General features: G+C 58.6%; 13 protein-coding genes. 9 read left to right on the forward strand and 4 right to left on the reverse strand.

Annotated features, from left to right (window positions below; all coding sequences use genetic code 11):
* The first annotated feature begins 97 nt into the window (after positions 1-97).
* Genes ACM66T_RS04570 through ACM66T_RS04605 form a run of 8 tightly spaced genes read left to right on the forward strand, consistent with a single transcriptional unit; the run spans position 98 to position 7,580 of the window.
* Positions 98-778 carry a F0F1 ATP synthase subunit A gene (locus tag ACM66T_RS04570; RefSeq protein ID WP_416768922.1) on the forward strand — a complete coding sequence of 227 codons (681 nt, stop codon included), beginning with the start codon at positions 98-100 and terminating at the stop codon, positions 776-778.
* Between the two features lie 18 nt (positions 779-796).
* On the forward strand, positions 797-1,066 hold the full coding sequence (locus ACM66T_RS04575) for a hypothetical protein (protein WP_231020769.1): 270 nt from the start codon (positions 797-799) through the stop codon (positions 1,064-1,066).
* A gap of 4 nt (positions 1,067-1,070) precedes the next feature.
* Entirely contained in the window at positions 1,071-1,655 is a 585-nt protein-coding gene (locus ACM66T_RS04580) for a thiamine phosphate synthase (RefSeq protein WP_231020774.1), read from the forward strand.
* On the forward strand, positions 1,643-3,067 hold the full coding sequence (gene gatB, locus ACM66T_RS04585) for an Asp-tRNA(Asn)/Glu-tRNA(Gln) amidotransferase subunit GatB (protein WP_231020775.1): 1,425 nt from the start codon (positions 1,643-1,645) through the stop codon (positions 3,065-3,067). Before ACM66T_RS04580 ends, gatB begins: the two co-directional genes overlap by 13 nt.
* A 4-nt stretch (positions 3,068-3,071) precedes the next feature.
* Entirely contained in the window at positions 3,072-4,637 is a 1,566-nt protein-coding gene (locus ACM66T_RS04590; protein ID WP_416768808.1) for an ion transporter, read from the forward strand.
* Complete coding sequence (locus ACM66T_RS04595; protein ID WP_231020779.1) at positions 4,634-5,359, forward strand: NAD-binding protein; 726 nt, start codon at positions 4,634-4,636, stop codon at positions 5,357-5,359. The genes ACM66T_RS04590 and ACM66T_RS04595 overlap by 4 nt, the downstream gene beginning before the upstream one ends.
* Entirely contained in the window at positions 5,328-6,224 is an 897-nt protein-coding gene (locus tag ACM66T_RS04600; RefSeq protein ID WP_231020786.1) for an NAD(P)H-dependent glycerol-3-phosphate dehydrogenase, read from the forward strand. The genes ACM66T_RS04595 and ACM66T_RS04600 overlap by 32 nt, the downstream gene beginning before the upstream one ends.
* Positions 6,225-6,230: 6 nt before the next feature.
* Positions 6,231-7,580 carry an SLC13 family permease gene (locus tag ACM66T_RS04605; protein ID WP_231020788.1) on the forward strand — a complete coding sequence of 450 codons (1,350 nt, stop codon included), beginning with the start codon at positions 6,231-6,233 and terminating at the stop codon, positions 7,578-7,580.
* A 3-nt stretch (positions 7,581-7,583) separates the two neighbouring features.
* On the opposite strand, the gene ACM66T_RS04610 is transcribed toward ACM66T_RS04605, so the two are convergent.
* On the reverse strand, positions 7,584-8,300 hold the full coding sequence (locus ACM66T_RS04610; protein ID WP_231020789.1) for an endonuclease/exonuclease/phosphatase family protein: 717 nt from the start codon (positions 8,298-8,300) through the stop codon (positions 7,584-7,586).
* 77 nt (positions 8,301-8,377) lie between these two features.
* Here ACM66T_RS04610 and ACM66T_RS04615 point away from each other — a divergent pair, with 77 nt between their 5' ends.
* Positions 8,378-8,668, forward strand: coding sequence for a Dabb family protein (locus tag ACM66T_RS04615; RefSeq protein WP_231020791.1), 291 nt, complete (start codon positions 8,378-8,380; stop codon positions 8,666-8,668).
* A gap of 41 nt (positions 8,669-8,709) precedes the next feature.
* Here the strand turns inward: ACM66T_RS04615 and ACM66T_RS04620 are convergent, their stop codons facing one another.
* From ACM66T_RS04620 to ACM66T_RS04630, 3 genes are all read right to left on the reverse strand, one after another.
* Positions 8,710-9,171: a hypothetical protein gene (locus tag ACM66T_RS04620; protein WP_231020795.1), complete on the reverse strand. Its 462-nt coding sequence runs from the start codon at positions 9,169-9,171 to the stop codon at positions 8,710-8,712.
* 142 nt (positions 9,172-9,313) lie between these two features.
* Entirely contained in the window at positions 9,314-9,961 is a 648-nt protein-coding gene (locus ACM66T_RS04625) for a class I SAM-dependent methyltransferase (protein ID WP_231020796.1), read from the reverse strand.
* Positions 9,958-11,910 (reverse strand): ABC-F family ATP-binding cassette domain-containing protein, encoded by a 1,953-nt coding sequence (locus tag ACM66T_RS04630; RefSeq protein ID WP_416768809.1) that lies wholly within the window; start codon positions 11,908-11,910, stop codon positions 9,958-9,960. The genes ACM66T_RS04625 and ACM66T_RS04630 overlap by 4 nt, the downstream gene beginning before the upstream one ends.
* Positions 11,911-12,018: the final 108 nt, after the last annotated feature.

The raw sequence follows: 12,018 nt of genomic DNA on the forward strand, positions 1-12,018 counted from the left end.
TTTCCGGGCAATGTCCCGCCCCGCGGCGGGTTGGCTTAGGCTCCTTTAATGGAGAGAGGGCTATAATCGCACAACTATTTTGATCGAAGGAATTCTCGTGGGTGAACTCTTTACTTTCTTCGGTGTGATCAGTGAAAATCACACCTACCTCTTTATGTCGCATATGCTTCTGACGGCACTGATCGTTATTATGCTGGCCAAAATGGCGACCAAAAACCTCAAAGTCGTCCCGGGGGGCACACAGAACCTGATGGAAGCATACCTGCAGGGTGTCGTTGCAATGGGTTCGGACGTTATGGGCCGCGAAAAAGCGATGCGCTATCTGCCGCTCGTCGCGACACTGGGTCTGTTTATCGGTATCGCCAACCTGATCGGGGTCATCCCGGGCTTCGAAGCGCCGTCCGCGTTCCTGGACTTTACACTGGCGCTGGCGCTGATCGTCTTCATCTACTATAACTTTGAAGGGATCCGCCGCAACGGTGTCGTCGAGTACTTCAAGCACTTCATGGGGCCGGTATGGTGGCTCGCATGGCTGATGTTCCCGATCGAGATCGTATCGCACATCTCCCGTATCGTTTCGCTCAGCTTCCGTCTTTTCGGTAACGTCAAAGGGGACGACATGTTCCTGATGGTCATGCTGATGCTCGCACCGTGGCTGCTGCCGATGATCCCGTTCGCGCTGCTCTCGTTCATGGCACTGCTGCAGGCGTTCATCTTCATGATGCTGACCTACGTTTACCTTGGCGGAGCCGTCACCCTTCACGAAGAGTCCCTCTAATCTTTTCTGGGACGCCGGATGAAACGCAGCACGTTTGATACGCTTCTGAGTTTCCTGCTCGGCTTTGCCTGGGCCCTGCTCCTGCTGGGCTCATGGCTTCTTTTCCACATCACCGCCATTTTCGGTTTCTCCATCGCGCTGCTTGCCACCATCGTCTTTATCTTTTTGATGTTCTGTGTCATCCTGATGCTTGAGGGGCTCAACCTTTACAAGGATCGTGTCGAAAACCAGCGTGAACAGACGCGGCTGCTGCAGCGCATTGCGGAGCTGCTCGAAAGCGAGGCGTAGGGCCATGGCTTTTTTCGCCTACCTGATCACCGACGGAAGCTACGGATGCACGACGCCGGGGGCTTTTGCCAAACGCCTGGGGGAGGTCTTTGCCGCGAAGAAGGTCGATTATGCCCTTTACAGGGATAAGTCGAACCCGGATTATGAACGCTTCGCGTCGGTCTTTGTCGATGAATGCCATATGCACGGCATCAAAGCAATGCTGCACCGCGATGCGGCGCTGGCGGCCGCCCTGGGGGCGGAGGGGGTTCACCTGACGTCGACGCAGTTCGACGCAATCGCCGGGGCGAAAGCGCAGGGCCTCTTGACGGTCGTCTCGACGCACACGGCCGTCGAAGCGATGCACGCGGCGGCCGAGGGGGCCGATGCCGTCACCTACAGCCCGATCTTCGAGAGCCCGGGCAAAGGTGCGCCCAAAGGTTTAGAGGATTTAAATGAAACAGCGGGTAAAATTGACCTACCTGTTATCGCGCTGGGCGGCATTGTAAGCCCCGCCCAGATCAGCGCGGTCCACGCCGCCGGCGCCGCCGGTTTCGCATCGATTAGATACTTTATAAATTCAGCCAAGGAATCCTTTTGTTCGAAGTGATTATCGGACTCGAAGTCCACGTCCAGCTCAATACGAAAACCAAACTTTTTTGTTCGTGTCCCACCAGTTTCAACGACCGCCCAAACGTCAACACCTGCCCGACCTGTCTGGCCCTTCCGGGAGCGCTCCCCGTCTTCAACGAGGCCGCGCTTCACAAAGCGGTGATGTTCGGGACCGCCGTCGATGCGACGATCAACCGCACCAGCTTTTTTGACCGCAAAAGCTACTTCTACCCCGACAGCCCGAGTGCCTACCAGATCACTCAGCTCTATACCCCTGTCGTGGAGCACGGAAAGCTTGAGATCGATTTCGAGGACGGTTCGCACAAGACGATTCGCGTCAATCGCGCGCACATCGAGGCGGATGCGGGCAAGAACATCCATGACGGCGCCGTCTCCAAAGTCGACCTCAACCGTGCGGGAACCCCGCTGATCGAGATCGTCTCCGAACCGGATATGCGTTCGGCGGACGAGGCGATTCTCTACCTGAAAAAACTGCACTCCATCGTCCGCTACCTCGACATCAGCGACGCGAACATGCAGGAGGGCTCCTTCCGCGTCGACGTCAACGTTTCCATCCGTCCCAAAGGGGATGAGAAGCTCTACACCCGCGTCGAGATCAAAAACATCAACAGTTTCCGCTTTATCCAGAAGGCGATCGAGATGGAAGTCGAGCGCCAGATCGAGGCCTGGGAAGACGGTATCTACGACGAGGAGATCGTCCAGGAGACCCGTCTCTTCGACCAGACAAAGCAGGAGACCCGCTCCATGCGCGGGAAGGAAGAAGCGGCGGATTACCGCTATTTCCCGGAGCCGGACCTGATGAAGGTTGTCGTGGACGACGCGATGTACGCGGAGGCCTCCCAGATCCCGGAACTGCCGGACGAAAAACGCGAACGCCTCGTCAAAGAGCACGGTCTGCGCGAGTACGACGCGAGCGTCATTACCGCCGAGCTGGAGATGGCGCACTTCTTCGAGAAGATGCTCGAGCAAGAGATCAGCGCGAAAAACGCCGTCACCTGGCTCACCGTCGAACTCCTGGGACGCCTCAAGGGCGGCATGACCGTTGCCACCTCTCCGGTGGATGCGGAGAAACTGGGCCTGATCGTCAAGCGCATCGAGGACAATACCATCAGCGGGAAGGCGGCCAAAGAGGTTCTTGACTACCTGATGGAAAACGATGAGAGTGTCGATGCGACGATCGAGAAGCTCGGCCTGAAGCAGGTCAGCGATACGGGGGCCATCGAAGCGATGGTCGACGAGATCCTCGCGGCGAACCCGGCCAAGGTCGAGGAGTACCGCGGCGGCAAGGACAAACTCTTCGGCTTCTTCGTCGGGCAGGTGATGAAAGCGAGCAAAGGCAGCGCGAACCCGCAGGCGGTCAACGAAATCCTCAAGCAGAAGCTGGGATAAACACGTGAAACTCTTCTCCAGGGCGCTCGTCGACAGCGCCTACGCTCTGGAGTCCTCCCAAAGATTGCGCCGGGCGCGTCACAGCGTTGATAACCTGATGAACAACGTCGGGTACAGGTACAAGCGCTACTTCGACCTCTTCATGATGGTGCTGATCCTCTCGAGTGTCTTTATCCTGGTCCGCGACGTCAAGTTCCCACAGAAAGATTTTCTGGCCATTTTCAACGACTATATCATCTCTTTCATCTTCCTCATCGAATACCTGATGCGCTTCTGGGTCAGCAGCGACAGCGCGCGTATCATCATCGACCAGTATGAAAAGGATGAACTGCTGCAGCGGGAGTTCCGGGCGGGCAGGGCAGTGATGAAGGCGCTGTACGCCAAGTGGCGCTATGTCAGCTCCCTGCCGGCGATCATCGACTTCCTGGCGATCATGCCCTTTTTCCACGAGCTGCGGCTGCTGCGCCTCTTCATTATTTTCAGGGTCTTCAAACTCTTCCGCTATGCGCAGAACATGCACCACTTCGCGGCGATCCTCGCCAGCAAGAAGTTCGAGCTTCTGACGCTCTTCACCTTCGTCGGCCTGATCATCTTCGTCGCGTCGGTCATGATCTACGTCATGGAGGCGCTCAACCCCGATTCAAAGGTCAATACGCTCTTTGACGCGCTCTATTGGTCCGTCGTGACGATCTCGACCGTCGGGTACGGCGACGTCGTTCCCGTCAGCGGCGAGGGGAAGATCGTCGCCCTGGTCGTGATCGTCTCCGGGGTGGCCGTGCTGGCGTTTGCGACCTCCATCGTCGTGGCGGCGTTCACGGAGAAGCTCGATGACATCCGGGACGGGAAGCTGATCCAGGATGTCCAGAAGCTCAAAGGCATCTACCTGATCTGCGGCTACGGCACGGTGGCACAGCAGACCGCTTCCAAACTGCGGCGTATGGGACGCAACGTGGTCATTCTTGACGCCGACGCGGCAAAGATCGCCGAAGCGCGGCGCCATCACGACCTGGCCCTTGCCATCGACCCCTCCAGCCTGGAGGCGCTCGGGCAGCTTGGCATCGATCCCGGCCGGCAGGTGCGGGCGGTTATCTTGCTGGGGGATACCGACGTGGAGAACGTCTACACGGCATTGACGCTGCGTTCAATGAACAAGGAGCTGAGGATCCTCTCTTTGCTGCATGACAAAAAGCACCGGGGCAAGCTGGAGAGCGCCGGGGTCAGCGACATCGTCTACGCCCAGGAGCTGATCGGGCAGCTTTCGCGCGAATACAGCGACCAGCCCATCGCCTTCGAGGCGCTGCACGCTTTGCGCGCCGAACACTCGGGGGTCGTGATCGACGAGATCCTGATCGACGAGCGGATGGCCCGTTTCGTACAGACCGTACAGGACCTTAAAATCAGGGGGCGGCGGCTGATCCTGCTCGGGGTGGAGTCCCGTCGAGAAGGGCGTTTCGTCTTTAACCCCCCGGCTGATTTCGCCGTCGAGGAGAACGACATGCTCGTCGTAATCGGGGAGAATGCGATGCTGCATGAGTACCGCATCGATCTACATCAGGCGGTGCATTCATGAATGTCGAGGCTATCATTCTTTTCGGCTACAACGAATTCGCCAGGGAGATCGCGCAGCAGCTCCGCTACAGCTGCAATCGCATCGTCATCTACGCGCTCGATAACGGCGATGTCGAACAGGCGCAGTCGGAGGGCTTCGAGGCGCATTTCGCGGACCTGGAGGACAACTGGGACGACCTGCTCTCCTTTGACCTCTCCGTGACGCGGATCATCTGCGCGCTGGAGAGCGAAGCGGAGAATGTTTTCCTGACCCTCTCCCTGCGCGACCGTTTCCCCGAGGCGGTGATCGTCGCCCTTGCCACGACCCAGGAGAACGCCTCAAAGCTCCGCCTGGCCGGTGCGAACAAGGTGATCGCCGAACTGCAGACGACGGCGAACCTGGTTATCGAGCGGCTGGAGAAGCCGGTGATCACCCGTTTGCTCGAAGAACTCATGGATACGCAGATGGAGCTCAAAGTCGCCCAGATCATCCTGACGGAGCTCTCCCCGGCGGTCGGCAAGCATATCAACGAACTGCTCGAAACGACGCAGCGCGATATCATCGTCCTGGCCGTCGTCGACCAGCGCATGAGCGAGTCGTTCATCTTTACGGCCAAGGGGTATAACCACCTGCTGGATCCGGGGGATGTTTTAGTCGTGATAGGTTACGATAAGGAGATCAAGGCATTTGAAAAGGAAGTTGGAGGGGTATGTGAAACGGATCGCAGTCATCGGGGCGGGTAAGTGGGGTTCGGCCCTGGCATTTGCATTGGGGCAGAACCCGGAGAACGAGGTCGTCATCACGTCGCGCCATCCCAGGGACATTCCCAATTTCGTCGACCTGGAAACGGCGCTGCAGCGCGAATACCTCGTGATGGCGATCCCGGCACAGCAGGTCGGCGCGTGGCTGAAAGAGCACTTCCGCTACCGTGACCAGAAGGTGCTCGTCGCAGCCAAGGGGATCGAAGCGTCAACGGGCCGCTTTCTCAACGAAATCTTCGCCCCCTACGTGCCCGATCAGAACATCGCGTTTCTCTCGGGCCCCTCTTTCGCGGCCGAGGTGATCCAGGGGCTGCCGACGGCCCTCGTCGTCAGCAGCGCGGACGCACAGACGGCGATGGGCTTCGCCGAGGCCTTTCCCGATTTTATCCGCACCTACAGCGACGATGATATCGCCGGGGCGGAAGTGTGCGGCAGCTATAAAAACGTCATTGCCATCGCCGCGGGGATCTGCGCGGGGCTGAAGCTCGGCAACAACGCGGCGGCGGCGCTCATCTCCCGCGGCCTGATCGAGATGCGGCGTTTCGGCCTTGCCTACGGCGCGCGGGACGAGACCTTTCTCGGTCTCAGCGGGGCGGGTGACCTCTTCCTGACGGCCAGCTCGGTGCTCTCAAGGAACTACCGTGTCGGCCTTGGACTGGCCGAAGGCAAGGCGAAAGAACAGATCGTCGAGGAGCTGGGCGAAGTGGCCGAGGGGATCGGGACGGCCTACGCGCTGCACGGCATCGCGCAGCGCAGCGGGGTCTACCTGCCGATCGCGACGGAGGTGTATGAAATCCTGGAGGGCAAAGCGCCCCGGGAGAGCCTCAACGACCTGCTGACGAGGTAGAAGGCCATGGGTGGATCAACGGTCAAGATCTTCTGGGCCGTCGGAACGGCGCTGCTGCTTTACACACTGGTATTGCCGATGCTCTCGCCGGTGCAGGCGGCCCTGGCCGGGGTCGTGACGCTGCTGGTCGTGCTCTGGACCAATGAGGGACTGCCGCTTGGGGTCGTTTCGCTCCTGCCCATCGTACTCTTCCCAGCCCTGCACATTCTGCCGACCAAAGCGACGACGGTTAATTACGCCCATCCCATCATCTACCTTTTTCTCGGCGGATTCATGCTGGCCATCGCCGTGGAGAAGAGCGGGCTGCACATCTGGATCGCACGGAAGATGCTGGGGATCTTTCCGGCGACGGGGCGGGGGATCATCATCTCGCTGGCGGTGACGTCGGGGGTGATGAGCTCGATCCTCTCGAACACGACGACGGCCCTGCTGCTGATGACCATTGCGCTTTTCCTCTCCGACGACCCGCGGCTGAAGATGCGGTTTACGCTGGCCATCGCCTACGGTGCCAGCATCGGGGGGATCCTGACCCCCATCGGCACCCCGCCGAACCTGATCCTGCTGGGGGTCATGGAGGAGCACGGGATGGCCATGATCCCCTTTGTGCAGTGGATGTGGATGGTTGCCCCGCTGGCCCTCGTCATGATTGTCGTCATCTCCGTGGTGCTCGCCGTAGGGATCAAAGACGTCCGCCTGGCGCTTCCGGAGGAGGAGAAACCGATGAGCGGGGATCAGAAGAAGCTCCTGGCCCTGCTGGGAGGCTTGGTGGTGCTGCTGCTCGTCAATGCCCCCATCCGTCCCTGGTGGGAGGGGCTGGGCATGAGCGAACCGGTGGTTCTGCTCAGCGCCGGTCTGCTGCTCTTCGCGCCCCCGTTCAATCTTTTGATCTGGCAGGAGGACAAGGCGAAGATTCCCTACCGCATCATGTTCCTGTTCGGGGCTGGGTTCGCCATCGCGAAGGCCTTCTCCGAAACGGGCCTGGCGGGTCGGGTCGCCGAATTCCTCGTCGATTACAGCTATTTGACGCCGCTTTACCTGATGCTGATCGTCGCGGCGCTGATCACCTTCACGACGGAGATCACCTCCAATACGGCGCTTATCTCCATTATGCTGCCGGTGATCTACGCGGTGGCGCAGCAGACGGGGCTGGATGCGACGCTGTTTATGATGGTGGCAACGATCTGTTCGAGCTACGCCTTTATGCTACCCATCGCGACCCCTCCCAACGCCATCGCGATGTCCAGCGGGGTCATCCCGATACGGACGATGGCGCTTTACGGACTTCTGTTCAATCTTGTCGGCATCATTCTGATCGTGTTGATCGCCTACCTCTTCTGGCGTCCCGTCCTGGGCTGAGGCTCAGCGTTTGAAGGTGGCGAGTATGGGGTTGTGGTCCGAGACCCGGCCCGTGTTGACGGCTTCGGCGGTAAGCAGGGTGAGGCCGCGGAAGTAGAGGTGGTCGAGGGGCTTGGAAAAGCGCTGCTTGATATGGTGCCCGTTGGCGCAGGCGGCGGGGAGGAGGTCGATCGAGCGGGCAAAGCCTTCGAGGTACTCCATCCGTTTCCGGCTCCAGGTATTGAAATCCCCTGTGACGATCATCGGCCCTTTGCGCTGTTGCAGGGCGATGCGGAGCCGGTCGATCTCTTCGATGAAGACCGCGGCGGAGACGAAGTTGATGGCGTGGAGATTGACGGCGACGAGTTCGCTGCCGTTTTCGAAGGGGTGGGTCGTGATCAGCAGGCTTTTGCGGGTGGCGATGTGCATCTCCCGCCGGTTGGTCTTCAGGCTGACCGTATCGTGGATGGGGCTTTTGGCCGCCGTCAGAACACCGTACTGGCGGTGGCGGAGATTGATGTTGATGGCGGCGGAGACGTTATACCCCGGAAAGTGTTCTGCCGTATGGGTATCAAGAACCGCTTCCTGGAACAAAATCAGTTCGGGCGTCCCGGTCGCCAACAGTGATTGCAGCGTTTTGTCGAAGGGGGGACGCCCCATCTCTTTATGGACGTTCCAGGTCAGCAGCGAAAAGGTGTCGGGCAGGGGAATCCCCGCCTCTTCCGATCGGTAGTGTCGCATAATTCAATCATAACCTACATAGGTTAAAATGGCATCAAAAAAAGAGCCCCTTCTGGGGGAAATCAAAGGAGAAAATCATGGTTGTCCATATCGTAATGTTTACATTCAAAGAGGAGAACAAAGCGGCGAACGTCGCCAAGGCAAAGGCGATGCTCGAGGCGCTCACGGAGAAGATCGATCCGCTGCTCAGTATGGAAGTCGGCGTGGATTTCAACGGGAGCGAACGGGCGATGGACCTGGTACTGACGACGACCTTTGAAACGGAAGAGGGACTCGCAACCTATGCAACGCACCCGGCGCATCTGGAAGTCGTGGCATTCATCAAGGAAGTGACCGAGATGTCAAAGGTGGTTGATTACGTACGTTAAAGGCAAGGGGTGGGTTGCGGGGCCGGTGCCCGGCCCGCGTCTCAGTTACATTCGTTGAGAGAAGGGTTCTGGAAGAGCTGGTTGATATTCTCTTCGATGAAGCGGTAGTCGACACCGTCGATGTGCAGCCCCGCTTTCCTGATCTCGATACAGTTGACCTTCGTTTTGGTCCATTGGCCGCCCAGGACCCCTTTTTGGCTGCTTTTGCCCGGGGGAACGCGCTCATAATCGTCGGCCCAGAGCGTGACGGTCTGGCCATCTTCGGTGACGCCTTCCAGGAAGAAGGTGGCCATGTCAACCGGTTTGGCTGACGTGTTGACGAAATAGACGATCGGGTGGCTGTTCCCCTTCTCATCGGTTTCGACATCAACATCGTAGATGACGACCGGCATCTTCATCTTTTTCGCGCTTTCCATATCCACATGGCTCGGTACCAGTACATTTGTCAGCGTATTCAGCTTCGCACAGCCGGTCATAAGACCTGCGGCTGCGACAGACGACATAAGAAACGCAAATCCTCTTCGCATAAAGCTCTCCTCCTAAAAATATTAAAAATGATTATATCGGATGCGAGGCTTAAAGGACCATGAAGATATAACAATTTATAAAATTGGCTTCAGGATGTGATAGATTTATGATGCCCGTCTATAGGGCTTTTGAGAGAAGAACGATCTTTTTTCCATCGTGACAAATGCGCTTCATCTGCAGCCGTTCTGCCGCGATTTCAAAGCTTCTCGGCGTGAAAAAAACGAGGTGTGTCGGGTCGCGGCGGTACCACCAGTTCTGGTAGAACGCCTCGCTGTTTTGGTGAAACTGCGTCATCAGTGCCAGGGTGCCTCCCGGGACGAGACGCGCGTTCAGTTCGGCAAGGGTCCCCATCGGGTCGGCGATGTGCTCGATCACCTCGGTGGAGGTGATCAGGTCAAAACGTGCATCCTCCGCCGGGGGCTCCGGCGCGAAATATTTGTCGTAGATCGTGACCTCGAAACCGCGGCGGCGCAGCAGTTCGGCCAGTACCGGCGCGGGACCGGAGCCGAAATCGAGGACCCGCTTGACGGGACGGTCGACGGCCGCGAGCGTATAATCGATGAATGCTTCGAACATGGCGACGTACCCTTCGTTCTCGATCGAGTTGTTATGTTCGTCGTACTTTTTCCGTTCCTGCGCCTCCGAAGGGTGGGCGTTTTCCTCTTTAAAGAGCAGTTCGCAGTGGGGGCAGTGGTAGGTGAGGCAGTCTAGCTGCCGGTCTCGGAAGGAGGGGGAGGGGGTCTGGCAGAGCGGACACTTTTTCATTGCCCCTCGATCTGCTCCGCTTTCTCCTCGATGGTGAGGAGTTCGTCGACTTTCGCTTCGTACTCCGCCTCGAGGGCTTCGAGCTCCTTGGCCAGCACCGAGATCCCCTTTTCGGCATAGCATGCCGGGTCGGCAAGGCAGGCGTTCAGGTCTTCGATCTTCTGCTCCAGGGCTTCGATCTCGCCGGGGAGGGATTCGAGGGCCATCTTCTCTTTGTAGGTAAGGCGCAGCGGTTTCTCTTTTTTCGGTTTCTCCTGCACGGCGGGTTTGGCGCTCACCGTTTCTGCCTCGCGCTCCATCGCCTCCATCTCCCGGAACTCCTTCTCGGTTTCAAGGTATTCGCTGTAGAGCTGGTAGCGCTCCTCGACTTCGCCGTCGCCTTTGAAAACGAAGAGCTTCTTGGCGATCTTGTCAACGAAGTAGCGGTCGTGGCTGACGAGGATGACCGCCCCGGGGAAGGCTTGGAGCTTCTCTTCGAGGATGTTGATGGTGGGGATGTCGAGGTCGTTGGTCGGTTCGTCGAGGATGAGGCAGTCGACCTGCTTCGTAAAGAGCAGGGCGAGGGCCACGCGGTTCTTCTCCCCGCCGCTGAGGATGCCGATCTTCTTATCGAGGAATTCGCGGGGGAAGAGGAAGTTTTTGAGGTAGCCGTAGACGTGCATGTTCTTGCCCTGCACCTCGACCCGGTCGCCGCCGTGGGGGCAGAAGGTCTCGATGAGGTTCTTGTCGTCATCGAGCATTTCGCGGTGCTGGTCGAAGTAGCCGATGGAGAACTCCCCCTGCTTGATCTTGCCCGCCGTCGGTTTGAGGCGCCCCAGCAGCGCTTTGAGGAGGGTCGACTTGCCGCTGCCGTTGGGGCCGACAACGGCGATGACGTCCTTTTGGAGGATACGCGTCGAGAAATCCCTGACCAGCATTTTAGTGCCCAGGGTAATGTCGAGGTGCTCGATCTCGAAGAGCATCTTCTGTTTGTTGACGCTTTTGTCCCGGTTGAAGTGCTTCGCCTCGCGGTCGAGCTCGACGCGCATCTTACGGATCTGCGCAGGGTTCGTTTTCGCCTGCTCCCGCAGGTTCATCAGCCGCTCCTTGCGCCCCTCGTTGCGCTTGAGGCGGGCGCGTACCCCGCGCGAATACCACTCGTTCTCGGAGCGCAGCAGGCGCAGCAGGTTGTCGTGCTGCTTTTGCATGGTGCGCAGCAGCTCCTCTTTCTGGGTCAGGTAGCTGCTGTAGCCCCCTTTGAACTCCCGCAAAGAGGCATCCTCCACTTCGACGGTCTTCGTCGCGATCTGGTCGATGAAGTAACGGTCGTGGGAGATGAAGACGAGGGTGAACTTCTCCTTGAGAATGAGTTCCTCGAGGAACTCGACCATGTAGACGTCGAGGTGGTTGGTCGGTTCGTCCAGCAGCAGGACGTCGGGTTTCTGCAGCAGCAGCGACGCCAGCGCGACCCGGCGCTGTTCGCCCCCGCTGAGTAGATTGACGTTCTTGCTTTCGTACATTTTTAGCTGGAAGTGCTGCAGGACCCGCTCGATCTTGTCGTCGAGGTTCCAGGCGCTGTGGTGGTCGAGGTAGGCGGAGAGCTCCGTGTGCTCCTTGATCAGCTGCGGGTCGTCGAACTTCTCGGCCATCTCCATCGAGAGGGTGTCGAAACGGGCCAGGGCCTCTTTGAGTTCGACGAGGCCGTGCTCGATCGCCTCGCGCACGCTGTGCCCCTGCTCGAAATGCGGCACCTGGGCGAGCATCTTCACCTGCAGGTTCTGGCGGATGATGCGCTCCCCCTCGTCATACTCCAGCGTGCCGCCGACGATCTTCATCAGGGTTGATTTGCCGCTCCCGTTCTTGCCGACGATAACGACACGCTCCCCCTCGTCGACGTGGAAATCGACGTTCTCGAGGATTTTTTGCGCTTCGTAGTTTTTATAGATGCCGTGCAGATCGATGAGGGCCATGATGCTCTTTTTTTCTGCGTATTTTACTATAACGGGTTGAAAGTCAGTAGGTTGCTTCCATCTGGGGTTCTGCAAGGAGCATTGTGCGGGATGTGGCTGATCGATGGT

It is taken from the genome of Sulfurimonas sp. ST-25 (assembly GCF_048079205.1).
GTDB lineage: Bacteria > Campylobacterota > Campylobacteria > Campylobacterales > Sulfurimonadaceae > Thiomicrolovo > Thiomicrolovo sulfuroxydans.